Below are 25,129 nucleotides of genomic sequence, written 5' to 3'. Positions count from 1 at the left end.
CACCACGCCAAGTCAGTAACGTTCCAAGTCGATATCAATACCGAGCGAGCGGATTTCCTTAACCAGAACATTGAAGGACTCCGGCATACCCGCATCAATCTTGTGATCACCCTTAACGATGTTTTCGTACATCTTGGTTCTACCACCGACATCGTCCGACTTAACGGTCAACATCTCCTGCAGGGTATACGACGCCCCGTATGCTTCTAGTGCCCAAACTTCCATCTCACCAAAACGCTGACCACCGAACTGCGCTTTACCACCCAATGGCTGCTGGGTAACCAGTGAGTATGGGCCAGTGGAACGAGCGTGCATCTTGTCGTCCACCAAGTGGTGCAGCTTGAGCACATGCATATACCCAACGGTAACCGGTCGGTCAAACGCCTCGCCAGTACGGCCATCGTACAGCGTCAGCTGTGTCTTGGTCGGGGTAAAGCCAAGCTGCTTGGTGCGCGGATCCTCATCCGGATAAGCCAAATCCAGCATAGCCCGGATTTCACTTTCCTTTGCACCGTCAAACACTGGCGTTGCAAACGGCACGCCACGGCGCAGATTTTGAGCGAGTTCCATGACTTCGGAATCCTGCATCTCATTGATGGCTTCTTGCTTGCCTGTAGAGTTATAAAGCCGATCAACAAAAGTCCTTAGCTCAGACACATTTCTCTGCTCGCGGAGCATCTCATCAATGCGTTTGCCTAAGCCTTTGGCAGCCCATCCCAGATGAGTTTCCAAAATCTGACCAACGTTCATACGGGACGGAACGCCTAGCGGATTCAGCACGATATCCATCGGGGTACCATCTGCCATATGCGGCATATCCTCAATTGGCAGAATCTTGGATACAACACCCTTGTTGCCGTGACGGCCCGCCATTTTGTCACCAGGCTGCAGACGACGCTTAACCGCAACATAGACCTTGACCATTTTCTGAACGCCGGGAGGCAATTCATCGCCTTGTGTCAGCTTGCGCTTCTTCTCATCAAAGCGTTGGTCAAACTCAATCCGCTTTTGAGCCAGGTTTTCTTTTACCAGCTCAAGCTGCTTGGCAATATCTTCGTCGGCCAAACGAATATCAAACCAGTCGTGACGGGACAGCGAATCCAGGTATTCCTTATTGACTTCCGCACCCTTCGCGAGACGCTTAGGACCTCCATTCGCGACGCGTCCGGTGATCATGCGTTCGATACGTTCGAAAGCATCATTCTCCAAAATCCGCAGCTGATCGTTCAAGTCAAGGCGGAAGCGCTTCAATTCATCATCAATGATGGACTGCGCACGCTTGTCCCGATCAATGCCCTCACGGGTAAACACCTGAACATCAATCACCGTACCGCTCATGCCTGATGGAACACGCAACGAGGTGTCTTTAACGTCGGAAGCTTTCTCACCAAAAATCGCGCGAAGCAGCTTCTCTTCAGGTGTCAGCTGCGTCTCACCCTTTGGCGTGACCTTACCAACCAAAACGTCGCCAGCTTCGACTTCAGCGCCGATGTAAACAATGCCTGACTCATCCAACCGACCCAGCATACGTTCGGACAGATTGGATATATCGCGCGTAATTTCTTCTGGTCCGAGCTTGGTATCACGAGCGACAACCGACAATTCCTCAATATGAATTGAGGTGTAGCGGTCATCAGCAACCACGTTCTCGGAAATCAGAATCGAATCTTCGTAGTTGAAACCGTTCCATGGCATAAACGCCACAAGCAAATTCTGGCCTAGCGCCAACTCCCCAAGATCGGTTGATGCGCCGTCAGCAATCACATCATTGCGGGCAATTACGTCGCCAACCCGCACAATCGGCCGCTGGTTGATATTGGTATTCTGGTTGGAACGCGTGTACTTGGTCAGGTTGTATATATCGACACCAACCTCACCAGCACTAGTCTCATCATCATTAACCCGAACCACCACACGGTTAGCATCGACGTAATCAACACGGCCGCCGCGTAGTGCCTTTACTGCGGTACCGGAGTCAACCGCGCAAGTCCGCTCAATACCAGTGCCGACAAACGGCTTCTCCGGACGCAAACATGGAACAGCCTGTCGCTGCATGTTCGCACCCATCAGCGCCCGGTTTGCATCATCATGCTCAAGGAACGGAATCAGCGACGCAGCAACTGACACGATTTGAGAGGGCGCAACGTCCATGTACTGGACACGCTCGGGACGGGCCACGATGGTTTCACCATGCTCTCGGCAAGTAACCAGCTCGTCCACCAAAATGCCTTCGTCATTTAACTTGGCATTAGCCTGCGCAATAACGTACTTGCCCTCTTCAATAGCCGACAGATATTCGATCTCGTCTGTTACCTTGCTATCGATCACTTTCCGGTAGGGAGTCTCTAAGAAGCCATACTGATTGGTTCTCGCATACACAGCTAGCGAGTTGATCAAACCAATGTTTGGACCTTCAGGAGTTTCAATCGGACACACACGGCCGTAGTGGGTCGGGTGTACGTCTCGGACCTCAAAGCCCGCCCGCTCACGAGTCAAACCACCCGGTCCGAGCGCAGAGACGCGACGCTTATGGGTGATTTCAGACAATGGGTTTGTCTGATCCATAAACTGCGAAAGCTGAGATGAACCAAAAAACTCCTTAATAGCCGCTGAAACAGGCTTAGCGTTGATCAGGTCATGCGGCATCAAGTTTTCACTTTCAGCCTGAGACAGCCTTTCTTTCACCGCACGCTCAACACGCACCAAACCTGCTCGGAACTGATTCTCCGCCAATTCACCGACCGAACGGACACGGCGATTACCTAAGTGATCGATATCGTCAACCTCACCTCGCCCATTACGCAACTCAACCAAGATGCCAATTACCGCAACGATGTCATCTGTAGACAACACGCCAGAACCGATAATCCCTTGCACCCCAACGCGCGAGTAGAAACGACGCTGCCAACCCGGTGCCTTCTCGTCGCTGCGATCAGGATATGCACGACGGTTAAACTTCATACGGCCAACGGCAGACAGATCATAGCGATCTTCGGAGAAGAACAGACCCTGGAACAATGCCTCAACCGCATCCTCTGTCGGCGGCTCCCCAGGACGCATCATGCGATAGATCGCCACACGCGCAGAGGTGCGGTCCTGAGTGTCATCGGTTCTCAGGGTTGCCGAAATATATGCACCCTGATCCAAGTCATTTGTATAGAGAACCTTCACCTCTGTAATGCCATGATCCTCGAACTTATCGAGTGTATCTTCGGTGATTTCCTCATTTGCACGCGCAATCAACTCGCCCGTATCCGCACTCACCACATTTCGGCCTAAAACACGGCCTAAAACAAAATCTGCAGGGATGGCAATCCGCGTAACGCCAGCCTGTTGGAGATCCTTGATAGTCTTGGCGGTAATTCGCTTATCTTTCTGAACCAATACCCGACCATCATCCAGAACAATGTCAAATTTTGCGACTTCACCCTTCAGACGCTCTGGCACGGCCTCCAGATACAACATGTCGCCATCAAACTGAATCGTATCAAAATCAAAAAACTCGCTAAGAATTTGCTCTGGCGTGTAACCCAGAGCCTTCATCAAGATAGAGACCGGCATCTTACGGCGACGGTCAATGCGGAAATATAGCAAGTCTTTTGGATCAAATTCGAAATCCAACCAAGAGCCACGGTAAGGAATGATGCGCGCAGAGAATAGAAGCTTGCCCGAGGAGTGGGTCTTACCACGATCGTGCTCAAAGAACACACCTGGTGAACGGTGAAGCTGAGACACAATCACGCGCTCGGTACCGTTGATGATGAAAGAGCCATTTCGAGTCATCAACGGGATCTCACCCATATAGACTTCCTGCTCTTTCGCTTCTTTAACCGTCGGCTTTGCAGAATCGCGATCAAAGATAGTCAATCGAACCCGTGCGCGCAGCGGTGCCGCAAAAGTAATCCCACGTTGCTGACACTCAACAACATCAAATGGAGGCTCGCCGAGCGCATAACTCACGAAATCAAGCCTTGCAAATCCATTATGGCTTACTATCGGAAAAATCGAGTTGAAAGCCGCTTGCAAGCCGATGTTAGTGCGAGCATCCACTGCGACGCCTAGCTGCAGAAATTCAGTATACGAATCGATCTGAGTAGCAAGCAGGTATGGCACATCCAAGACGCTCGCCCGCTTCGCGAAGCTTTTACGAATGCGTTTTTTCTCGGTGAACGAGTAACTCATAGAGTCTCCAATCAGAGCTGGGGCGCAAAAAACAAACCTAATCGGCCCTAGCGAGCCGCTTACGTTTGTTTTCTGAATTTAGAACCAAAAACCTAACAGCATACAAGCGCAAGAAGGCTGGCGGACTACTCCGCCAGCCTCTCTACATCTCTACAACAATACTTATTTCATTTCAGCTGTTGCACCAGCTTCGATCAACTTCTTGACCATAGCTTCGGCATCAGCCTTAGGAGTGCCTTCCTTAACGGTCTTAGGTGCGCCATCAACCAGGTCCTTGGCTTCCTTCAGACCTAAACCGGTCAGTTCGCGAACAACCTTAATCACGCCAACCTTGTTGGAACCGGCACCGGTCAAGATAACGTCAAAATCTGTCTTCTCTTCAACGGCAGCAGCTTGAGCCGGACCACTACCACTAACAACTGCAGCAGCAGAAACACCAAACTTCTCCTCGAATGCCTTCACCAGGTCATTCAATTCCATAACGGTCATGCCACCTACTGCTTCGAGAATGTCTTCTTTGGTCAGAGCCATTTTGTTACTCCTGAATACAAATATGTCTTAAAAACTGTGTCGAAAATCAAGCTGCTTCGGACTGCTTCTTTTCTGCCAGTGCAGCAACGGCACGTGCCATACCAGAAACAGGAGCCTGCATAACAAACAGAAGCTTCGAAAGCAACTCTTCGCGACTTGGAATCGAGGCGAGTTGAACAACTTCAGCAACACTCATCACCTTGCCGCTATACGAACCGGCCTTAATGACAATCTTGTCGTTGTTCTTTGCAAAATCGTGCAATACCTTTGCTGCTGCAACTGGATCAGCGGAAATCCCATAAACAAGCGGACCAACCATATGATCAGCCAGCCCTGCGAACGGAGTATCTGCCACCGCACGACGAGCTAACGTGTTCTTCAAGACACGCAAATAAACACCCTGACTGCGTGCGGCAGCACGCAGCTTGGTCATCGCGCCGACCTGAATACCACGATACTCAGCCACGACCATGGTTTCAGCTTTTGCAACTTCAGCCGAAATTTCAGCCACTACGGCTTTCTTATCGTCAATATTGAGACTCAAGGTCTACCTCCTATCAAGATTGCGACTTACTGCAAATCGCGATCCAAAGATATGGAAACCGAGGTCAGGAGTATCTAGGCACTACAAACTCGTAATACTGAATAACCTGTCCGGGCAACCATCTGCGTAGGGTTTCGTATATCATCGGAAAATTAAGACTGAGTTATCAGTCCCCTACGGTCTTTGACTGTCTAGCGAGACAACCTCGCTAGCCCAAAGTCTTACTGCATCAGAGCAACCAGCTCTGACTACGCCTGCAAGGACGTTTGATCTACGCGAACGCCAACACCCATAGTGCTAGAGACGGCGATTTTGCGCAGATAAGTACCTTTTGATGTAGCAGGCTTCGCTTTCTGTAACGCATCGAGCAAAGCAGATAAGTTTTCCTGCAAGGCAGCGACATCAAAGGAGGCGCGGCCGATTGTGCAATGAATCAAGCCCTCCTTAGTTGTACGGTACTGAACCTGACCAGCCTTGGCGTTCTTTACTGCCTCGGCGACGTTGGGAGTAACAGTACCGACCTTCGGATTCGGCATCAAACCACGAGGTCCCAAAATTTGACCAAGCTGACCGACTACTCGCATTGCATCAGGAGTTGCAATCACGATATCGAAATCCATGAAGCCGCCCTTGATTTGCTCCGCCAAGTCATCAAAACCAACAACATCTGCACCAGCAGACTTCGCGGTCTCTACGTTTGCACCCTGAGCAAATACTGCAACACGAACACTCTTACCAGTGCCCTTTGGGAGGACGACAGAACCGCGAACAATTTGGTCCGACTTGCGAGCATCAACCCCCAAGTTAATTGCCACATCAATTGACTCGTTGAATTTAGCCGTGGCGCCCTCTTTAACTAAGGACAAAGCCTCTTGGACCGGGTACAGCTTATTACGATCAATACGCCCCTGGAGAGCTTGCATACGTTTGGAAATCTTAGCCATTTATACGCCCTCCACTTCAATACCCATGCTACGAGCCGACCCAGCGATCGTGCGAACTGCCGCATCCATATCAGCCGCGGTCAGATCAGGTTGTTTAGCCTTCGCTATATCTTCAAGCTGAGCACGGCTCAACTTTCCAACCTTATCCAAATGAGGCTTGGAACTACCTTTTTGCACACCTGCAGCCTTCTTGATCAAGATTGTCGCTGGGGGCGTTTTCAGTACAAACGTGAACGACTTATCTGCATATGCAGTGATTACAACCGGAATTGGCAAGCCCGGCTCCATACCCTGGGTCTGAGCATTAAATGCCTTGCAGAACTCCATAATATTCAGACCGCGCTGCCCCAATGCCGGTCCAATTGGCGGGGATGGATTTGCTTTGCCTGCAGGAACCTGCAGCTTTACATAACCTACTACTTTTTTTGCCATCGAAGCTCACTCCAATAAAAGGGTATAGCGCAAACAATTGCTTGCTTCCCGTAAAAACTGGACATCAAACAATCCAGCTCAAAAACAATGATTTTGCCAATTAAATCTTTTCAACTTGAGAAAAATCAACTTCAACCGGCGTAGCACGGCCAAAAATCAAAACAGAAACACGCAATTTATTTTTGTCGTAATTAACTTCTTCTACCGTCGCATTAAAATCAGCAAATGGCCCTTCCGTTACACGCAATGTTTCCCCGACCTCAAAAAGGACTTTCGGCTTCGGTTTATCCACGCCATCTTGCATTTGCTGAAGAATGTTATCAACCTCTCGCTTGCTGATTGGAGTTGGGCGCATCCCTGAGCCGCCAACAAACCCCGTAACCTTTGGCGTATTTTTCACTAGGTGCCAAGTCTCGTCAGTCATGTCCATTTCAACCAGAACATAACCAGGAAAGAACTTTCGTTCAGTCAAAGCTTTGTGGCCATTCCTCATTTCCACAACCTCTTCAACCGGAACAAGAATCTGGCCGAACATATGCTGTACGGACGCACGTTCTATACGCTCTTTCAGAGCTTTCTGCACTGTCTTCTCAAAGCCTGAATAGGCATGAACCACATACCAGCGCATTGACATCACAATCCCCACAAATATTTATCGAGCGCGGCCAAGCAATTGCTCATATAGCAACCACTCCAAGCTCTTATCGACCGTCAGCATAAATACGGCCAACACCAATACAAAAAGAAAAACAAACCCCGTAATCTGCCATACTTCTTTTCGGCTCGGCCAAACTACCTTCTGAGCCTCCCTGTAAGACTCTCGTGCATATACTAAAAACTCTTTGCCCGGAGTCGAAAACAATAAAACGCCCCCTCCTCCAACAACCCCAAAAACCACAGAGAAGACTCGGACCCATTTCATTGAATCCCCAACAGGCATCACGTAGTAACCCGAAACCCCAAGCACAACCAACAGCAATGCAATTACGATCTTTAGCTTGTCTAAATTTTCCATCTAAGCAACCGCATTTCAGCAGTACATATGAGTTGGCCGCTTCCAAAAAATCAGGAAACGGCCAGCTAAGATTATATGACATTCTGGCAGGCGAGGAGGGCCTCGAACCCCCAACCCCCGGTTTTGGAGACCGGTGCTCTGCCAATTGAGCTACTCGCCTAAAAAGTCAAAAAAAGTCTTTTATTCCAACACTTTCGACACAACGCCCGCACCAACGGTACGGCCACCTTCACGAATAGCAAACCGCAAACCTTGCTCCATCGCAATCGGAGCAATCAACGACACAGTAATCGCAACGTTGTCACCCGGCATGACCATCTCCGTACCTGCAGGCAATTCAACCGATCCAGTAACATCGGTCGTGCGGAAGTAGAACTGAGGGCGATACCCATTAAAGAACGGGGTATGACGGCCTCCTTCATCTTTGCTCAAAACATAGACTTCTGCAGCAAACTTCGTGTGCGGAGTGATACTACCCGGCTTCGCCAATACTTGACCACGCTCAACATCTTCACGTTTAGTACCGCGAAGCAAGGCACCAATATTGTCACCCGCCTGACCCTGATCCAACAACTTGCGGAACATCTCCACACCAGTACAAGTCGTCTTTTGGGTGGCGCGAATGCCAACAATTTCAATTTCTTCGCCAACCTTAACAATACCGCGCTCAACACGGCCAGTCACAACCGTACCCCGACCGGAAATCGAGAACACATCCTCAACCGGCATCAGGAAAGCGCCATCTACGGCTCGCTCAGGCTGAGGAATGTAAGTATCCAGCGCTTCTGCCAAACGGAAAATTGCCGGCTCACCCACCTCAGACTGATCACCTTCCAAAGCCTTCAGCGCAGAACCCTTGATGATAGGAATGTCATCACCAGGGAAATCATACTTCGAAAGAAGCTCACGAACTTCCATCTCAACCAGTTCAAGCAGCTCAGCATCATCAACCATGTCACACTTATTCATGAACACGATGATATAAGGAACACCCACCTGGCGAGCCAACAGAATATGCTCCCGAGTCTGAGGCATCGGACCATCAGCAGCCGACACAACCAAAATCGCACCATCCATCTGGGCCGCACCCGTAATCATGTTCTTCACATAATCAGCATGGCCAGGGCAATCTACGTGAGCATAGTGGCGATTCTCAGTCTCATACTCAACGTGCGCGGTATTAATCGTAATACCACGCGCCTTTTCTTCCGGAGCACTATCAATTTGATCGTAAGCTTTTGCAATACCGCCAAACTTGCGTGACAAGATGGTTGTAATCGCTGCGGTCAACGTGGTCTTTCCATGATCTACGTGACCAATAGTCCCTACGTTCACATGCGGCTTCGTCCGCTCAAACTTCTCTTTTGCCATGATATTTCCTTGATTTGAAAGCCTGAAACTATCAAGCGAATGGAGCCCATGATGAGAATTGAACTCATGACCTCTCCCTTACCAAGGGAGTGCTCTACCTCTGAGCTACATGGGCATTCCGCAAAGCTGGAGCGGGTGAAGGGAATCGAACCCTCGTCGTAAGCTTGGAAGGCTTCTGCTCTACCATTGAGCTACACCCGCACACGAGAGCCTGAACATGATCCAACCGCACAGACCATTCTTCACACCGCAAATTACTTTGGTGGAGGGAGAAGGATTCGAACCTTCGAAGGCAGAGCCGTCAGATTTACAGTCTGATCCCTTTGACCGCTCGGGAATCCCTCCTGAAGAGCTGTGCATTATGGAGAAACAGGAAAGAGTTGTCAAAGCTTTTTTTGAAATTTATTCCTCTTTTCGTACGCCTCGCTTGTCTTAACCACGAAAAACTCACCCAACCAATTGATAATAAATCAAATTATTGAAAAACAAAACTCAATCATATTTATCTTTGAACCTTGATCAATGCGATGTCTATTTGCGTTGTTCAATCCGTAAGCCGCACTGAACATGCATACTTTTCTCAGCCATTGATTCGCTTGGCTACCATCAGCCATTACCCTTCGCTCCTCTTCGTCTTGCCCCCCGAAGAATCGCAGAGATCATAAATAGAATTTTGTCGAATAGAGGGAGTTCTCTCAGATACAAAGATCTAGGTTTGCGGACAGCCAGATCCAGGCGGTGCTGAAGCAGGGAGTAGGCGGCATGGATGCCTCGCTGATGACTCCGCTCACAGAGCTGGAAGCCGAGAATGCCCGGCAGAAGAAGAGGTATGCCGAAGAGCGGCTAAAGGCAGAGGTCGTCAGGGACGCCCTTAAAAAAAATGTTGAAGCCATCTCGCGCTCCAAGCCGTGAAACACCAGACCGGGGGATAGGTATCCGAATGGCCTGTTCGGCGTTCGGAATCAGCGAATCCTGCTACCGCTATCAGGCAAACGGCTCGTCAGAGCATGTCCAGATCGCCGACCACCTGATCCGCTCGACGCATGGTCTGTGCTTTCTGTTCCTGCGCAACGTGCAAGGCTACCTCTGGAATCACAAGCTGGTATATCGCATCCATCACGAGCTTAAGCTCAATTTGCGTATAAATCGCGCAAACGAATCGTACGCAACCGACTGGGGCCGCTGGCCGCGCCTGCAACGATCAATCAATCCTGGCGATGGACGTCATGCATGACCAACTGGCTGATGGGCGCAATTTCCGGTTACTGAACATTATTGATAACTTCAACCGCGAGGCGCTGGCGATGGATATTGATCTGTCCTTACCAACCGAACGGATTATGCGTGCCCTTGAGCAGGTCATCGAATGGCGAGGGAAGCCAGCTGCCATCCGCAGTGACAACGGCCCGGAGTACCTTGGTAAGGAGCTGACCGACCGGGTGCTGAAAAGCGGCATTCGGCTGGGCCGCATTCAGCTCGGCAAGCCGCAGCAAAACGCATACACATACATTGATCGAGTTAACCACACCGTCCGCTATGATTGGCTGGGTCATCACCTGTTCGAGCGATCTCCGAGGTTCAGGAGCACGCAACGCGCTGGCTCTGGCTTCGCCATCATGAACGCCCGAATATAGCCTTGGGCGGCATCATTCCAAAACAGCGGCTGGCCATAGCCACCTGACCCTACTTCTGATCCCCTTTAAAAATGGGGAATTACCATCGTCTTTGAACCAATAAAAAGGCCCCGCCATCGGCAGGGCCAAGTTTGAGATCAGCACACCCCGAATTCGGGGCGCCTCTGCTAATCGGTTTACTTTACCGCGACAGTGTCAGCGAGATCTTGATAATCCTTGATCTCATTGAAGTTCATGTATCTGTAAACCTCACTCGCCTTGGCATTCAAAACACCAATATCGGCCATGTACTCTTCTTTGGTCGGGATGCGGCCCAGCTTGGAGCAAATGGCAGCCAGCTCAGCCGAACCAAGGTAGACATTGGAGTTCTTGCCTAAGCGATTCGGGAAGTTACGTGTAGAAGTAGACATAACCGTTGCCCCTTCCTTCACCTGCGCCTGATTGCCCATACACAAAGAACATCCTGGCATTTCCATCCGGGCGCCCGCCGTGCCAAAGGTACCGTAGTGGCCTTCATTGGTCAGCTGTTCGGCATCCATCTTGGTAGGCGGTGCCACCCAGAGCTTCACAGGAATATCCCGTTTGCCTTCCAGCAGCTTGGATGCGGCACGGAAATGACCGATGTTGGTCATGCACGAACCAATGAACACTTCATCAATCTTGGCTCCAGCGACTTCGCTCAAGGTCTTCACGTCATCGGGATCATTCGGGCACGCAACAATTGGCTCGTGAATGTCTGCCAGATCAATTTCGATCACTGCTGCATACTCAGCATCGGCATCCCCCTTCAGCAACTCCGGCTTGGCAATCCAGGCTTCCATTGCCTTGATACGGCGCTCCAGCGTGCGGGCATCCTGATAACCATTCGCAATCATCGTCTTCATCAACGTGATATTCGACGTCATGTACTCAATGATCGGTGCCTTATCGAGGTGTACTGTGCAGCCTGCTGCGGAACGTTCAGCCGATGCATCAGACAGCTCAAATGCCTGCTCAACCTTCAGATCGGGCAGACCTTCGATTTCCAGAATACGGCCAGAAAAGATATTTTTCTTGCCAGCCTTGGCAACAGTCAGCAAACCTTGCTTGATGGCATACAGCGGAATGGCATTGACCAGATCACGCAAGGTTACGCCAGGCTGCATTTTGCCCTTGAAGCGAACCAGAACAGATTCCGGCATATCGAGTGGCATCACGCCCGTTGCCGCAGCAAAGGCTACCAAACCCGAACCAGCAGGAAAGGAAATACCAATCGGGAAACGGGTATGTGAATCTCCGCCAGTGCCCACGGTATCCGGCAGCAGCAAACGGTTCAACCAGCTGTGGATTACGCCATCACCTGGGCGCAATGCAACACCGCCACGGGTACTGATGAAGGCCGGCAGCTCCTTGTGCATCTTCACATCAACCGGCTTCGGATAAGCAGCGGTATGACAGAACGATTGCATAACCATGTCGGCGCTGAATCCAAGGCACGCCAAGTCCTTCAACTCGTCACGAGTCATCGGGCCGGTGGTGTCTTGCGAACCAACAGTAGTCATCTTAGGCTCACAGTAGGTACCGGGGCGCACGCCTTGACCTTCTGGCAGACCACAGGCGCGGCCAACCATTTTCTGTGCCAACGAGAAACCACGACCGGAATCAACCGGCGCCTTAGGCAAACGGAATACATTGGAAACTGGCAAACCCAGCGCCTCACGGGCCTTGGAAGTCAGGCCGCGACCGATAATCAGGTTGATACGGCCACCCGCGCGCACTTCATCCAGAATCACCTCGCTCTTCAGGGCGAATTCTGCAACGACAGCGCCATTCTTCTCGATTTTTCCGGAGTACGGATAGACGTCGATGACATCGCCCATTTCCAACTTGGAAACATCCACCTCAATCGGCAGAGAACCGGAGTCTTCCTGCGTGTTGAAGAAGATCGGCGCAATCTTGCCACCCAGCGTCACCCCACCAAAACGCTTGTTGGGCACAAACGGAATATCCTGGCCGGTCGCCCACACTACCGAGTTGGTAGCGGACTTGCGGCTAGAACCTGTACCAACCACGTCCCCTACATAGGCAACCAGATGACCTTTTTTCTTCAGCTCATCAATGAAAGCCATTGGGCCACGCTTGCCATCCTCCTCAGGCTTGAACGCCGCGTCGGGACGGGTGTTTTTCAACATAGCCAGATAATGCAGCGGAATGTCAGGACGGCTCCAAGCGTCGGGCGCTGGCGATAAGTCGTCAGTATTGGTTTCGCCCGGCACCTTGAATACGGTGACGGTAATCTTTTGCTCTACCTCTGGCCGGCTGGTAAACCATTCCGCATCCGCCCAGCTCTGCAATACCGCCTTGGCATTTGCATTGCCACCATCAGCCAGGGTTTTGACATCGTGGAAATAATCGAATACCAGCAGGGTCTTCTTCAGACCCTCAGCTGCAATGCCACCAACTTCAGCGTCCGCCAACAAATCAATCAGCGGCTTGACGTTGTAACCGCCAACCATGGTGCCAAGCAAACGCGTGGCATGAGCACGGTCGATAAGGGGGCTTTTGGTATGGCCATCGGCCACGGAGGCCAAGAATGAGGCCTTAACCTTGGCGGCATCATCCACACCCGGGGGAACGCGATGAGTGATCAGTTCTACCAGCGCACTTTCTTCACCTGTCGGGGGCGTCTTCAGCAGCTCAACCAGATCAGCAACCTGCTGAGCGGAAAGTGGTAGCGGGGGAATGCCGAGAGCGGCACGCTCTGCAACGTGCTGGCGATAGGCTTCTAGCATGGCTTGACCTTTCGAAGAATTAAGCAAGGAAGGGCACTCGGAGTGCCAGTAAACCCGGAATTTTAATTGGTATAGCCTGAAATAAGCATCTTCTCGAAGGAATCTGCACAGCCAGCCCAAAGGGTTTGATGAACGAAGATTACGCTTTTGCCATGTTGGACACAAACGAGTAATCGCCACATCACTTGTGAGATAAAATCACACAATGAGCCAGTCACTTCCCCCGCTGAATGCCCTGCGTGCTTTTGAAGCCGCAGCACGTCTCGGCAGTTTCTCCACCGCCGCCGATGAACTTTTTGTCACACACGGTGCCATCAGCAAACAGATCAAACAGCTGGAGGCATGGCTGGGAGTCACCTTGTTTGAACGCACAGGCCGACGGGTGAAACTCACCGACTCTGGCTGGCGCTATCTGGTGCAGATTCAAGATGGGCTGGATCTGATTGCCAATGCCACTGCCGAGGTCATGCAACCCAACCGGCAGCGGCGTCTTGTGGTCAACTCAACGCCCACCCTGGCAATGCATTGGCTCTTGCCTCATTTGCCAGAATTCCAGCGCAGTCACCCTGAAATTGAATTACGCATGGTGACATCGGACCGGGATATCAGCCGTCTGGATACGCCATTCGACATCGCCATCCGGCGCGGCCCTGGAGACTGGCCCGGATACATCGTCAAGCCGTTTCTCAATGAGTCGGAGCTTCCACTATGCAGCCCTGCCCTGCTGGAGCGTCTACCAATCAGGGAGCCAGCCGATCTTGCCAGACACACGCTACTGATTGCTGATACCCGGCCTACCGCGTGGCAACGCTGGCAGACCCTCGCTGGCATTCCAGATCTGAAGCCCGCCGCCACTCAGCAGTTCGATCACTTCTACCTCGCTCTACAGGCAGCAATCGATGGCTGGGGCATCACCCTGGGCCCCTTGCCAATGATGCAGGCGAAAATCGCCAGCGGCATGCTGGTCGCTCCACTCCCCGGCCCACAGGTTTCGGTACGAGGCTATTGCTGGATTATCCCGCGAGCCCTGATGAACGACCCAGCCATCACCAGCTTCTGCGAATGGCTGGAGGCAGATGCCTCCCAATCTGTCAGCCACGCCTGAACCCATCTACCCCACCTGTATAGCAATCCAACACCCCTGAAAACAAAAAACCCCGCCGAGGCAGGGTCTGTACTTCCAGCAAGGAGTTTGCAGTATTAGACGTTGAACAGAAAATTCATCACATCTCCATCCTGCACAACATACTCTTTGCCTTCAGAGCGCATCTTGCCGGCCTCTTTAGCACCTTGCTCACCCTTGTAGCTGATGTAATCCGCATACGAAATAGTTTGGGCCCGAATGAAACCGCGCTCGAAGTCGGTGTGGATCACTCCAGCAGCCTGCGGTGCAGTATCTCCAACGTGGATGGTCCAGGCGCGGACTTCTTTTACGCCTGCCGTGAAGTAGGTCTGCAGGCCAAGCAGCTTGTAACCCGCCCGGATCAAGCGATTCAGGCCAGACTCCTCCAGACCGAGATCTGCCAGGAATGCTACTTTGTCGTCCTCATCCAAATCGGCCAGTTCTGCCTCAATCTTGGCGCACAACGCCACAACAGGCGCCCCTTCTTTTGCGGCGTGAGCACGTAGCCGTTCCAGATGCGGATTGTTCTCCATACCGTCTTCAAGCACATTGCCAACGTACATTGCAGGCTTGATTGTCAGTAGGCACAAGGGTTTGAGCAGTGCCAGATCTTCTTCACCCAATGCGAGCGTCCGTGCCGGCTTGCCTTCATTCAAATGTGGCAGCAACTTTTCGCAAGCCGCCACCAGCTTCTGAGCTTCTTTATCGCCTGACTTGGCACGCTTACCTTCACGCTGGATAGCCTTCTCGACGGCGGTCAGATCTGCCAGAGCCAGTTCCGTCACGATCACTTCAATATCTGCAATGGGATCGACCTGCCCAGCCACATGCACGACATTTTCATCATCAAAGCAACGTACAACATTCACAATTGCATCGGTTTCGCGAATATTCGCCAGGAATTGGTTACCCAAACCCTCACCCTTGCTAGCACCTTTGACCAAGCCCGCGATATCGACAAACTCTACAATGGCAGGCTGAACTTTTTGTGGATTTACGATTTTCGATAATTCGGCCAAGCGCGGATCCGGTACTTCGACGATGCCTACATTGGGCTCGATAGTACAGAATGGGTAGTTTTCAGCCGCAATGCCTGCTTTGGTCAACGCATTGAATAAGGTGGATTTGCCAACATTGGGCAGCCCAACAATGCCGCATTTAAGACTCATGGGTGTTCCTTTGTGAAAAACGGTTGCGATTTGTCGTTCAGGCTGATTTGTCAGCAGTAGTCGGCTTGGATTTTGGCTTGGTATTGATTGTCATAGTCGCCTTGGCAAAATCCCCCTGGGACAACCACTTCCAGGCATTCAGCGTTCTCGCGATCGCATCATCGATTTGCGGTTGCTCTGGTTGCCTGGGGCGGTGCAGCACAAAATCTGCGACAGGTTGATTCAAACCCAGTGTCCGCGGATGGCCAATTCCAATCCTCAAGCGCCAGAAATTGGGGCTACCCAGCATAGCTTGTATATCGCGCAAGCCATTGTGCCCAGCATGGCTACCCCCCTGTTTGAGTTTCGATTCCCCTGGCAGCAGATCCAGCTCATCATGCACCACCAGAATTTCTTCCGGCAAAATCTTGTAGAAACGCGCAATGGCCGCCACTGCATGCCCCGAACGATTCATGTAAGTCATAGGCTGCAGCAGCCAAACTTCTCCATCTCCGGACCGGGCCTTTCCGGCCTGTCCGTGGAATTTGGTTTCAGGACGAAGCTCACACTTTAAATCATGCGCCAGTGCATCTACCCACCAGAAGCCGGCATTGTGCCGTGTATCAACATATTCAGCGCCGGGATTTCCCAAACCAACTACCAGCCGAATCACCGTTTGCGACATGAAACCTTCCTTCAAACGACAAAACGGCCCGCCTTGGCGAGCCGTTCCTGATTTCTTGATTCAAGCCAAGCTTACTCGGCCGAACCACCCTTAGGAGCGATGATCGAAACAACAGTAGCGTTGTCACCATGCTTGAGGGTAACAAATTCAAGACCTTCAGGCAGAGCAATGTCTGACAAATGGATCGACTGACCGGCTTGCAGATCCTTCAAATCAACAGTAATGAACTCTGGCAACTGACTTGGCAGGCAAGATACATCTGCATCAGTAGCAACGTGAGCAACAGTACCACCACCAGTCTTAACACCAGGAGCCACATCACCATTGATAAAGTGGAATGGCACCTTGATGTGAATCTTCTGAGTAGGATCTACACGCTGAAAGTCGATGTGCAGAATCTGCTGCTTCCATGGATGGTACTGAGCGCTACGCAGCAAGGCCTTTTCAGACTTGCCGTCAACAACCAGATCCAGAATGGAAGCGTGGAAAGCTTCAGCTTGCAATGCGTAGTACATCGCATTGTGATCCAACTCAATAGCCTTCGGCTCTTGGTTAGCACCGTAAACAATTGCAGGAACCTTACCAGTACGACGCAGGCGGCGGCTCGCTCCAGTACCCTGTACGTCACGGCTAGCGGCAATAACTTCAAACTTCATAACAACCTCCGATTAACAAGCGCAATCCGCGACCAGATTACGCCAAACAAAAGGAGGCGCATCGCGCCTCCCGAAAAACTTCAATCACCTCAATCCACAAATAAGGTGGAAACGGACTCTTCGTTATTAATCCTACGCATAGTCTCCGCCAGCAATGGCGCAATCGATACGACTCGAATACGGCCGGATTGGCGGGCAGCCTCAGACAATGGAATGGTATCAGTCACAACTACTTCATCCAGATCGGACTGAATAATCCGCTCCACAGCGGGGCCCGATAAGACAGGATGCGTCGCATATGCAAGAACGCGCTTCGCGCCGTGCTCTTTGAGAGCCTGAGCCGCTTTACACAGTGTGTTGGCGGTATCAACCATGTCGTCCATGATCAGACAGGTTCGACCGGACACATCACCAATAATGTGCATGACTTCAGCAACATTTGCTTTTGGCCGACGCTTATCAATGATGGCAAGGTCAGTATGCAACTGCTTAGCCATTGCGCGAGCACGTACAACACCTCCCACATCAGGAGAAACCACCATCAGATCTTCATATTGCCGAGCCTGAACATCTGCCAACAACACAGGGGTGGCATAAATATTATCGACCGGAATATCAAAGAAACCCTGAATCTGATCTGCATGTAAATCAACTGTCAACAGACGATCCACACCAGAAGCGGTGAGCATATTTGCGACCAGTTTTGCAGTAATGGGGACTCGGGCACTGCGCGGGCGACGATCTTGCCGGGCATAGCCATAGTAAGGAATAGCAGCAGTAACACGACCAGCAGAAGCACGCTTCAAGGCATCAACCGTCAGCAGAACTTCCATGAGATTGTCATTGGTCGGAGCACAGGTCGATTGCAGGACAAACACATCACGACCACGGACATTTTCAAGCAGTTCAACAGTGACTTCACCATCACTGAATCGACCTACGGAGGCACGGCCCAGAGAAATATCAAGATGCTTAACAACGCTCTCCGCCAACTGAGGATTAGCATTGCCAGTAAATACCATCAAACTCTCATAAGCCACTGCGTGCTCCTGAAAAAAATAAAGCGTGTAATCGTCATTACACGCTTTTTTTACCTTACTGTATTTCGTGGCAGCCATCAGCAACCACCTTAAATCTGGCAGGGGAGGTAGGGATCGAACCTACGAATGGCGGAATCAAAATCCGCTGCCTTACCACTTGGCGACTCCCCTAGAATCTTCCTGATCAAACAGGCCAACTCAATAAAGGATGCTGGTTTAAACCGAACGCTGAAAAACCATCGATATCAGCACACAAGACTTTTTTTGCTTCTTGCACGGCTTCGAGGCTTTCAAACTCAGCAAACACACACGCCCCAGACCCTGTCATCATTGCTTTAGACTTACCAGAAAGTAGATCTATATATTTTCTAACGACCGGGTATTTCCGACAAGCAACTGACTGCAAATCGTTTCGCATCGTCGTCATCGGAAAGACCGCCATATTAATGAGGGGCGTATCCCTTGTCAAGCCTTCATCACAAAAAATTTCCGCCGTAGAAATGGAAACAGGGGGAACAAGCACCAAGTAGTAGCGATCTGGCAGCTCAACAGCTTGTAATGATTCACCAATTCCTTCAGCAAATGCATTGCGGCCGAAAATAAATACCGGAACATCCGCTCCTAGTTTTAAACCGAGGCTCTGCAATTCCCTGCGGGACAAACCCAGTTGCCAGAGCGTATTGAGACCAATTAATACGGTAGCTGCATCGGAACTCCCCCCGCCAAGCCCCCCGCCCATCGGCAGCCGCTTTTCCAGACCAATGTCTACGCCCAACCGCGAGCCAGTATGGTCTTGTAGCAACTTTGCAGCACGTACAGTCAGATCAGATTCAGCAGGCACCCCGGGAATTGGATCAACACGGTTGATGGCCCCATCCTCTCTCACGCGAAGATAGACAGTATCGCCATAGTCGATGAATCGAAACAGTGTCTGCAGGAGATGGTAGCCATCAGGCCTACGACCATTTACATGCAGGAATAGATTGAGTTTGGCCGGGGCAGGCAAAGCCAGAAACCCCGGTCTTTGTTCGGGTGAGTGATATGTCATGGTTTGATTGAGGGGGTGTCGATACGCCAATCATGAAGGGCTATGCGCACCTCCAGCCCTTCCCGCCGCAGTATCAAGCGACTAGGCGCCTCATTCTGTGCGCCGGTAAACTCGACTTGCCAGCCATATTGGCTGAGTAGCCGTCCTTCGGAATTTTCGGACCAACTGGAGGGAGAGTCGGGATCTGCCAAGCCCAACAGCCAATAGCGCAGGCCCGCCGCCGGCAGCGGCCATCCCAGCTCACGAGCGGTCAGTCGCTCCATATCGCCATCGGCCCGCAGAGCACCATGTCTATCGAAAAAGCGGGCAGTACTACCCTGAAGCTCCATTCTTCCCAGCGTCAGTCCGAGAGGCGACTGAACATCTATTGCATCTCCATCCTGCAAATGGCGCCAGACAAAATTCGCTTGATAGCCTTCACCATCAACCTTTGCCGCAATACGTCCATCCACCTCAAAACGTTCTGGCAAGGATGTCAGCCCCATCAGACGAGGCGTGCTACCTGGTGTTGCACATCCCGTCAACAACAGCGCGACCAGGCTCGCGGTGAAAAGTCGGCCGCCACTCACTTTCCGGTCAACCGCTTGATGGTGTCTGCAAGCACGTCGTGCTTGGGATCAAGCTGCTTACCCTGATCCCAGACCTTAAGCGCCTCATCCCGCTGATTCAGTTGCCACAGGACTTCGCCCAGATGAGCAGCTATTTCTGGATCAGGCAACAGTTCAAAAGCGCGCTTCAATTGGCGCGCAGCTTCCTGAAAATTGCCGCGGCGATATTGCAGCCAACCGCTGCTATCAATAATGACCGGGTTATCCGGTTCAATCGCCAAGGCTTGCCCAATCAAATGCTCAGCTTCGTCCAGACGTGACGTTCTTGCCGCCAGGGTATAACCCAAAGCATTGAGCGCCGTTGCGCTGTTTGGTTTGATCTCCAGATAACGACGCAAGTCCCGTTCAGCCACATCAAGCTGCCCCAGCTGTTCGGAAATCAGGGAGCGGTCATAGAGAAGATCAGTGCTATTCGGAAACTCTTTCAATGCTGTATCAAGCACTTTACGCGCAGCGGTCAGATCTTTGTTCTCCCGATGGATCTGCGCCAAGGTCTGGGCCTTCATGATCTTGTTCGACTCGGTATCTACCGGCATTTTCTCGGCCAAAGCCAAGGCCGGCTCTTTCTGGCCCTGGCGCGAGTAGATGTGGACCAAGCGCCGATCTGCGTCATCGCGGTAATCCCCATCCGGCACGCTACGGTACCAGTCCATTGCCCGGTCAAAGTTACGCTGTTCTTCGGCAGTTACGCCCAGGTAGTAGCGAATGGCAGCAGGATTACGAGGCTTGAGATCCAATGCATGCACAAAAGCTGACTCTGCCTGACGGTAATCACGCCCCTGCATTGCCGTCATGCCCAGACCAACAACGATTTCCAGTGTATCGGGGAAGTCACGGTTTAATACGTCGTAAACCTTGCGCGCATCAGCCAAGCGACGGGCATCAATCAGATTGCGGGCATAAGACATCCGCACTTCCTTGGCCTGCGGATACCGTACCGACTGCTCAGCGAGAAACTCCAAAGCTTCCTTCTCGGAGCGCCCTTCCAGCAAGTGCGCCTTTAACAGGATGGCAATGTCCCAACCCGGTCTACGACTGAGAGCCAGATCAACCTGAACTAGCGCCTTATCCGCATGACCTGCCGCTTGTTCTGCGAATCCTAATGCCAACGCGGCTTCTGGCAGATCGGCATAGGGTTTGGCCAAAGCCTGGGTCAAGACCAGAACGGCTTGCTTATCAGATTGTTTATTCCACAGTGAACGTAGTTGCAGGAGTGAATTACCTGCTTCGGCAGGGCGCGCCGCAATCAGCTTGGCCAGATGCGGCTCGGCTTCGCTCAAGCGATTGGTGCGCACCAGCATGGAGACCAGGGTATGCAACGCCGTTGAGGACTTCGGATCAATCTCCAGCCACAACGTCGCGCTATCAATGGCAAAGTTGATCTGGCCGGAGGTAATCGCGTGTTCCAGTGCACGTCTGGCAAGGCGCGGGTCTCTGGTTTTCTTGGCCAGATCAAGATAAGTGGTCATGGCCAACTGTGGCTGACCACGCTGTGCGGCAATATCGCTGACAAGCAGGCTGTACAACAGACGCGAATCCATATCCAGCTTGGGTAGCAGCTGCTGCTCCGCCACTTCAGCCTCATCGACGGCGGCGGTTTCGGTCTTACCGGCTTTGTCGGTAGCCTCAGGCTCTGGCTGAACGGTCTCGTCATCATCGGTCTGGTCGGTCTGCGCCACCACGGATGTTGCGGGGACTTCAGCCGGAGAAGCTTTGACAGGCGTCACAACTGGCGATACGGCAGCGCAACCAGACAGTAATGCCAACGTGACAGCAGCAGCACACAAGCGTCGATGAAATATCGGTGGTAACACGGTATGAACAGGTAAGAGCATGAGGCGGGCCGGTAAGGCAATGAGCGAAGTGTATGACATGGTATAGTCGACCCCCTTTTTACAGCAAGAAAAGCACCAGCCATGCCCGAATTGCCCGAAGTCGAAACCACCCGGAGGGGAATCGCTCCGGCAATCGAGCACGAGGCCATCAGTGCCGTCATCGTCCGCAATCCCAGCCTGCGCTGGCCCGTTCCACCAGACTTGGCAGAGCGATCTGTCGGGAAGCGTGTACAGGCCGTTACACGGCGCGGCAAATATCTATTGTTAGACCTTGGTGATGGTTTTCTGATCCTTCACCTCGGCATGTCTGGCTCCTTGCGGGTAGTTGCGGCGGACTCACCTGCCGAAAAACACGATCATGTCGATCTCGTCTTTGGGAAACAGGCCTTACGGCTGCGCGACCCACGTCGCTTCGGTGCCTTGCTTTGGCAGCCGGGAATCGCAAACGTTCACCCATTATTAGCCAGTCTTGGCCCTGAGCCACTCGGTTCCGATTTCACACCCGAGATTCTTTTCCAGTCTCTGCAGCGCAGGCACTGCGCCGTGAAAATCGCCATCATGGATAGCAAGCTCGTTGTCGGCGTTGGCAATATTTACGCGAGCGAATCGTTATTTCGAGCCGGCATCCTTCCACTGCGAGCGGCCTCGTCGGTCAGACTTGCCGAGTGCATGGATCTGCACGCTGCAATCAGGCAAACCCTGCAGGCAGCCATTGAGGCGGGCGGCAGCACCTTGCGTGACTTCGTTGATTCGAGCGGCAAGCCCGGCTACTTCCAGCAGCAATACTTTGTGTACGACCGGGCAGAACAACCATGCCTGTGTTGCGGCAGCCCGATTCGCAGCAGCCGTCTCGGCCAGCGTTCCACCTACTGGTGCATAAACTGTCAGCACTAGGTGCTGTTGACGTTAGGCTCTGTTGACATTTTATTTCCGGATCGGAAACAAAACGTCAACAGAGCCAGGTTCCGACAGGGAAATGACGCCGCTTTATGATGCCTGGCCATTTCGCATCGCCTCTGGGGCCGGGCACTCCGGCAGATCAAAATAAAAAACAGAGCCCTGCCCTTCTGCACTTTCAAAGCCCATCCGACCGCCCATACGCTCGATCAGCGCCTTGCTGATCCACAACCCCAATCCAGTCCCTCCGCTACGGCGACGATCGGAAGAATCCAGCTGGGAGAATTTCTGAAACAACCGCTCCTGCTGTGCTGCCGGAATACCTTTGCCGCGATCCTGCACCGCCACCCTCAGCCAGCCGGGCTCCTGCTGGTGAATGCTGACCCGCACCAGACGACTGGCAGGATCATCCGGGTCCGGCACTGAAAATTTCGCTGCATTCGAGAGCAGATTGGCCAGCACCTGCTCAACCCGGTTGCTATCCACCCATACCCAGCCATCCGCATCGCCATCCAGTGCGAAATACACATTGAAGCGCTCAGCGTAGGGCTGCATCGCCACGACGGACTGCGCGACCAGCTTGGCCAGCTGGCAGGTACCGGTATCGAACATCATTTTGCCGGAGGCAATCTTGTCGATATCCAGCAGGTCGTTGATCAGCACCAGCAGGCGCTGGGTATTGCGGTCCGCCACTTCGACCAGCTCTCGCGCCGGCCCAGGCAGCGCCGCCCCCAGTGGACCCAACAGCAAACCCAATGAACCACGGATGGATGTCAGCGGTGTGCGTAGCTCATGGCTCACCGTCGCGACAAATTCGCTTTTCAACCGGTCGGCCTCGCGCTGCTCGGTAATGTCCTGCAAAGTGCCAAACAGCTTGACCACACGGCCATATTCGTCCGTCTGCGGTGCGCCCAAACCCCTTACGGAGCGGATAATCTGATCCGGTCTTACCACCCTCAGCACCAGATCAAACGCCTCGCGTTTTTCCACGGCCTGCGTATTGGCAGCTCGGAAAGCTTCGCGATCTGCGGGATGAATACTGTTAACGATGGTCGCGTAATTCGGCGCCCCGAGCTCTGGCGGAAACCCGAAGATCAGCGATGTCTCGTCTGACCACAGGATGCGTCCGCTCTCGATATCCCACTCCCAGAACCCCAGGCGGGCCTGATGCTGAGCTTCGGCCAAGCGGGATTCAGAAGCCTTGAGTGCCAGCTCCATCGCCTTGCGGCTCGAAATATCCCTGGCAAAGCAGATTGCCAGCTCCTGGCCATCAAACGTCAGCAGCACGGTGTTCAAGTCCAGATAGAGCACCTGTTGCTGCCCGTCTGTCATCTTCAGCTCACTGTGCGAATCGCCACAGTGGCTCAGATAACGCCAGAAAGCCCGCCAGCGGGAAGGATCAATCTCGGCGATCTGCCAGATGTACTCGGCGCCCTGTTTTTCCAGTCGCTGTGCCAGCGCCATACCGTACTGATTGATGTAGCGCACACGACCACTGGGTTCCAGCCACAGCACCACACCCGGCGCATGATCAAGCGTGAACAGGCTCATGCGTAGCTGGACATCAATTTCCAGACGGGAAGTGACATCCTCTTCATAGGCAATCACACAGCGCCGACCTGTTACCGGGTCCGTGCCTCGGGCCAGCTCCAGCAGGTGGCTGCAGATATGCAACCGACTGCGAACCGGCACATTCGGCATGCGTGCCGACCCAAGCTTGAGCGCCTGGGAAAACAGGGCTCTGCCAATGACCGGGTCCACCAGGCGCCGGAAGAACTCCGGCTCGCAGACACCAATGGCGCCATAGGCCTTGTCTGCGGCGATGTTCTGGGTCAATACCTGACCATCGGCGCTGAATACGCTGATCATGGCCGAGGTATGGCGTATCGCCTCGACCCCTCGCAGCGTAGCCGAGTCAGCCTCGTGCGAAGGAGTCCGCGCCTCACACAGAATCAGCTGCCGGCCTTCCTCATCAACGATCGGGGCACGCGTCACCAAAGCGTGCAGCGGTTCTCCCAAGGGGTAAAAGATCATGCTGTCGTGGCCGATCTGACCCGTTGCCACCATATCTGCCAGCGCATCCAGCCGTGTTCGGGCGGCCGGCGAGATGGCCGAGAAGTCTCGCCGCAACAGCTCCTCAAGCGACTCGGCGCGCCAGAAGCGCACAGCGGCGGCATTGGCCCAGCAAATACCGACCGTTTGCGGATCGAGCACCCATACCGGAGTCTCCAGCCATTCAAATGCTGGTAACGCGGACCAGTGCAGAGGAGAGATGGCAGTCATTGCTCGGTCGTCAGAATTGTCGCCAGGGTGTTGTCAAACACTGTTCTGAGTGTAGGAGGTCTTGAAAGCTTTTGTGCTCGATTGATGAGACACATGGCATCGCGGATTGGTGTATGCGTTGGGGGTCGAATCTCGGTCATGTCAGCACTCTCCTCAAAGCGACGGCGGGCACATCAAGAACACAAAAAAATTTCCTCAAGCTGCCATCCAAAATGTAATTCGTGCGTTAAAGGGTTTATCGGTACGCAATTCGAGCGCGCTGATCCACCTAGGCTCTGTTGACGTTTTGTTTCCGGTCGCGCCGGGCCGAGTTTTGGGGCAGGGCGAGGCAGGGTGAGTGAGGTTTAGCGAGCTAAATAAACGAACCCTAACGACGCCCTGC

At 52.7% G+C, this 25,129-nt stretch carries 19 protein-coding genes, 5 tRNA genes and 1 pseudogene; 3 read left to right on the top strand and 22 right to left on the bottom strand.

The genetic code is table 11. The features are described from left to right. Positions 1 to 12 precede the first annotated feature (12 nt). The 12 genes from rpoB to PZA18_RS20045 all read right to left on the bottom strand — a co-directional run bounded on the left by rpoB (position 13) and on the right by PZA18_RS20045 (position 9,364). A complete protein-coding gene (rpoB, locus tag PZA18_RS20100; RefSeq protein ID WP_284102666.1) occupies positions 13 to 4,182 on the bottom strand; it encodes a DNA-directed RNA polymerase subunit beta in 4,170 nt (1,389 codons plus the stop codon). A 162-nt stretch (positions 4,183 to 4,344) separates the two neighbouring features. Then, complete coding sequence (gene rplL / locus PZA18_RS20095) at positions 4,345 to 4,713, bottom strand: 50S ribosomal protein L7/L12 (RefSeq protein WP_284102665.1); 369 nt, start codon at positions 4,711 to 4,713, stop codon at positions 4,345 to 4,347. Between the two features lie 46 nt (positions 4,714 to 4,759). Next, the gene (rplJ, locus tag PZA18_RS20090; protein ID WP_284102664.1) at positions 4,760 to 5,257 is read right to left on the bottom strand and encodes a 50S ribosomal protein L10; all 498 of its coding nucleotides are present in this window, start codon (positions 5,255 to 5,257) and stop codon (positions 4,760 to 4,762) included. Positions 5,258 to 5,505: 248 nt separating this feature from the next. Beyond that, a complete protein-coding gene (gene rplA / locus PZA18_RS20085; RefSeq protein ID WP_284102663.1) occupies positions 5,506 to 6,201 on the bottom strand; it encodes a 50S ribosomal protein L1 in 696 nt (231 codons plus the stop codon). After that, entirely contained in the window at positions 6,202 to 6,633 is a 432-nt protein-coding gene (rplK, locus tag PZA18_RS20080) for a 50S ribosomal protein L11 (RefSeq protein WP_284102662.1), read from the bottom strand. Positions 6,634 to 6,733: 100 nt separating this feature from the next. Then, a complete protein-coding gene (nusG, locus tag PZA18_RS20075; RefSeq protein WP_284102661.1) occupies positions 6,734 to 7,267 on the bottom strand; it encodes a transcription termination/antitermination protein NusG in 534 nt (177 codons plus the stop codon). An 18-nt stretch (positions 7,268 to 7,285) separates the two neighbouring features. After that, positions 7,286 to 7,648: a preprotein translocase subunit SecE gene (gene secE, locus PZA18_RS20070; RefSeq protein ID WP_284102660.1), complete on the bottom strand. Its 363-nt coding sequence runs from the start codon at positions 7,646 to 7,648 to the stop codon at positions 7,286 to 7,288. An 84-nt stretch (positions 7,649 to 7,732) separates the two neighbouring features. Beyond that, a tRNA-Trp gene (locus PZA18_RS20065) sits at positions 7,733 to 7,808 on the bottom strand. Positions 7,809 to 7,828: 20 nt separating this feature from the next. After that, positions 7,829 to 9,019: an elongation factor Tu gene (tuf, locus tag PZA18_RS20060; RefSeq protein WP_284102659.1), complete on the bottom strand. Its 1,191-nt coding sequence runs from the start codon at positions 9,017 to 9,019 to the stop codon at positions 7,829 to 7,831. A 40-nt stretch (positions 9,020 to 9,059) separates the two neighbouring features. Next, positions 9,060 to 9,134: transfer RNA gene (locus PZA18_RS20055), tRNA-Thr, on the bottom strand. Positions 9,135 to 9,146: 12 nt separating this feature from the next. Then, positions 9,147 to 9,220: transfer RNA gene (locus tag PZA18_RS20050), tRNA-Gly, on the bottom strand. A 59-nt stretch (positions 9,221 to 9,279) separates the two neighbouring features. After that, positions 9,280 to 9,364, bottom strand: a tRNA-Tyr gene (locus PZA18_RS20045). A 354-nt stretch (positions 9,365 to 9,718) separates the two neighbouring features. On the opposite strand from PZA18_RS20045, the pseudogene PZA18_RS20040 reads away from it, so the two are divergent. Then, positions 9,719 to 10,700 (top strand): annotated as a pseudogene (locus PZA18_RS20040) (IS3 family transposase). A gap of 129 nt (positions 10,701 to 10,829) precedes the next feature. Here the strand turns inward: PZA18_RS20040 and acnB are convergent. Continuing rightward, the gene (acnB, locus tag PZA18_RS20035; RefSeq protein WP_284102658.1) at positions 10,830 to 13,424 is read right to left on the bottom strand and encodes a bifunctional aconitate hydratase 2/2-methylisocitrate dehydratase; all 2,595 of its coding nucleotides are present in this window, start codon (positions 13,422 to 13,424) and stop codon (positions 10,830 to 10,832) included. A gap of 205 nt (positions 13,425 to 13,629) precedes the next feature. On the opposite strand from acnB, the gene gcvA reads away from it, so the two are divergent. Further along, the gene (gcvA, locus tag PZA18_RS20030; protein ID WP_284102657.1) at positions 13,630 to 14,529 is read left to right on the top strand and encodes a transcriptional regulator GcvA; all 900 of its coding nucleotides are present in this window, start codon (positions 13,630 to 13,632) and stop codon (positions 14,527 to 14,529) included. A gap of 95 nt (positions 14,530 to 14,624) precedes the next feature. Here the strand turns inward: gcvA and ychF are convergent, their stop codons facing one another. The 8 genes from ychF to PZA18_RS19990 form a co-directional block, all read right to left on the bottom strand. Next, on the bottom strand, positions 14,625 to 15,716 hold the full coding sequence (ychF, locus tag PZA18_RS20025) for a redox-regulated ATPase YchF (RefSeq protein ID WP_284102656.1): 1,092 nt from the start codon (positions 15,714 to 15,716) through the stop codon (positions 14,625 to 14,627). Positions 15,717 to 15,753: 37 nt separating this feature from the next. After that, a complete protein-coding gene (pth, locus tag PZA18_RS20020) occupies positions 15,754 to 16,380 on the bottom strand; it encodes an aminoacyl-tRNA hydrolase (RefSeq protein ID WP_284102655.1) in 627 nt (208 codons plus the stop codon). Between the two features lie 71 nt (positions 16,381 to 16,451). Beyond that, positions 16,452 to 17,036: a 50S ribosomal protein L25/general stress protein Ctc gene (locus PZA18_RS20015; RefSeq protein WP_308447432.1), complete on the bottom strand. Its 585-nt coding sequence runs from the start codon at positions 17,034 to 17,036 to the stop codon at positions 16,452 to 16,454. Positions 17,037 to 17,125: 89 nt separating this feature from the next. Beyond that, complete coding sequence (locus PZA18_RS20010) at positions 17,126 to 18,058, bottom strand: ribose-phosphate pyrophosphokinase (RefSeq protein ID WP_308447434.1); 933 nt, start codon at positions 18,056 to 18,058, stop codon at positions 17,126 to 17,128. Between the two features lie 114 nt (positions 18,059 to 18,172). Beyond that, a tRNA-Gln gene (locus tag PZA18_RS20005) sits at positions 18,173 to 18,247 on the bottom strand. A gap of 13 nt (positions 18,248 to 18,260) precedes the next feature. Then, positions 18,261 to 19,124, bottom strand: coding sequence for a 4-(cytidine 5'-diphospho)-2-C-methyl-D-erythritol kinase (gene ispE / locus PZA18_RS20000; RefSeq protein WP_284102654.1), 864 nt, complete (start codon positions 19,122 to 19,124; stop codon positions 18,261 to 18,263). Beyond that, positions 19,121 to 19,594, bottom strand: a complete 474-nt coding sequence (locus PZA18_RS19995; RefSeq protein ID WP_284102653.1) for an outer membrane lipoprotein LolB — start codon at positions 19,592 to 19,594, stop codon at positions 19,121 to 19,123. Before PZA18_RS19995 ends, ispE begins: the two co-directional genes overlap by 4 nt. A gap of 95 nt (positions 19,595 to 19,689) precedes the next feature. Beyond that, entirely contained in the window at positions 19,690 to 21,606 is a 1,917-nt protein-coding gene (locus PZA18_RS19990; protein ID WP_284102652.1) for a tetratricopeptide repeat protein, read from the bottom strand. Positions 21,607 to 21,648: 42 nt separating this feature from the next. Between PZA18_RS19990 and mutM the strand changes: the two genes are divergently transcribed. Beyond that, entirely contained in the window at positions 21,649 to 22,461 is an 813-nt protein-coding gene (gene mutM / locus PZA18_RS19985) for a bifunctional DNA-formamidopyrimidine glycosylase/DNA-(apurinic or apyrimidinic site) lyase (protein WP_284102651.1), read from the top strand. A 93-nt stretch (positions 22,462 to 22,554) separates the two neighbouring features. Here the strand turns inward: mutM and PZA18_RS19980 are convergent, their stop codons facing one another. Beyond that, positions 22,555 to 24,747, bottom strand: a complete 2,193-nt coding sequence (locus PZA18_RS19980) for a PAS domain-containing sensor histidine kinase (protein WP_284102650.1) — start codon at positions 24,745 to 24,747, stop codon at positions 22,555 to 22,557. Between the last annotated feature and the right edge of the window lie 382 nt (positions 24,748 to 25,129).

The sequence above is a fragment of the Parachitinimonas caeni genome, assembly GCF_030129945.1.
In the GTDB taxonomy this organism is placed as follows: Bacteria; Pseudomonadota; Gammaproteobacteria; order Burkholderiales; family Chitinimonadaceae; genus Parachitinimonas; species Parachitinimonas caeni.
This window is presented reverse-complemented; position numbering and strand designations above follow the sequence as displayed.

What these genes read in the sequence shown, in the direction of transcription:
- rplK (WP_284102662.1), bottom strand. Translation starts at nt 6,633, where the DNA reads ATGGCAAAAAAAGTAGTAGGTTATGTAAAGCTGCAGGTTCCTGCAGGC.
- rplL (WP_284102665.1), bottom strand. Translation starts at nt 4,713, where the DNA reads ATGGCTCTGACCAAAGAAGACATTCTCGAAGCAGTAGGTGGCATGACC.
- mutM (WP_284102651.1), top strand. Translation starts at nt 21,649, where the DNA reads ATGCCCGAATTGCCCGAAGTCGAAACCACCCGGAGGGGAATCGCTCCG.
- ychF (WP_284102656.1), bottom strand. Translation starts at nt 15,716, where the DNA reads ATGAGTCTTAAATGCGGCATTGTTGGGCTGCCCAATGTTGGCAAATCC.
- rpoB (WP_284102666.1), bottom strand. Translation starts at nt 4,182, where the DNA reads ATGAGTTACTCGTTCACCGAGAAAAAACGCATTCGTAAAAGCTTCGCG.
- nusG (WP_284102661.1), bottom strand. Translation starts at nt 7,267, where the DNA reads ATGTCAATGCGCTGGTATGTGGTTCATGCCTATTCAGGCTTTGAGAAG.
- rplA (WP_284102663.1), bottom strand. Translation starts at nt 6,201, where the DNA reads ATGGCTAAGATTTCCAAACGTATGCAAGCTCTCCAGGGGCGTATTGAT.
- PZA18_RS19980 (WP_284102650.1), bottom strand. Translation starts at nt 24,747, where the DNA reads ATGACTGCCATCTCTCCTCTGCACTGGTCCGCGTTACCAGCATTTGAA.
- tuf (WP_284102659.1), bottom strand. Translation starts at nt 9,019, where the DNA reads ATGGCAAAAGAGAAGTTTGAGCGGACGAAGCCGCATGTGAACGTAGGG.
- acnB (WP_284102658.1), bottom strand. Translation starts at nt 13,424, where the DNA reads ATGCTAGAAGCCTATCGCCAGCACGTTGCAGAGCGTGCCGCTCTCGGC.
- secE (WP_284102660.1), bottom strand. Translation starts at nt 7,648, where the DNA reads ATGGAAAATTTAGACAAGCTAAAGATCGTAATTGCATTGCTGTTGGTT.
- gcvA (WP_284102657.1), top strand. Translation starts at nt 13,630, where the DNA reads ATGAGCCAGTCACTTCCCCCGCTGAATGCCCTGCGTGCTTTTGAAGCC.
- PZA18_RS19990 (WP_284102652.1), bottom strand. Translation starts at nt 21,606, where the DNA reads ATGTCATACACTTCGCTCATTGCCTTACCGGCCCGCCTCATGCTCTTA.
- ispE (WP_284102654.1), bottom strand. Translation starts at nt 19,124, where the DNA reads ATGACATATCACTCACCCGAACAAAGACCGGGGTTTCTGGCTTTGCCT.
- pth (WP_284102655.1), bottom strand. Translation starts at nt 16,380, where the DNA reads ATGTCGCAAACGGTGATTCGGCTGGTAGTTGGTTTGGGAAATCCCGGC.
- PZA18_RS20010 (WP_308447434.1), bottom strand. Translation starts at nt 18,058, where the DNA reads ATGGTATTTACTGGCAATGCTAATCCTCAGTTGGCGGAGAGCGTTGTT.
- PZA18_RS20015 (WP_308447432.1), bottom strand. Translation starts at nt 17,036, where the DNA reads ATGAAGTTTGAAGTTATTGCCGCTAGCCGTGACGTACAGGGTACTGGA.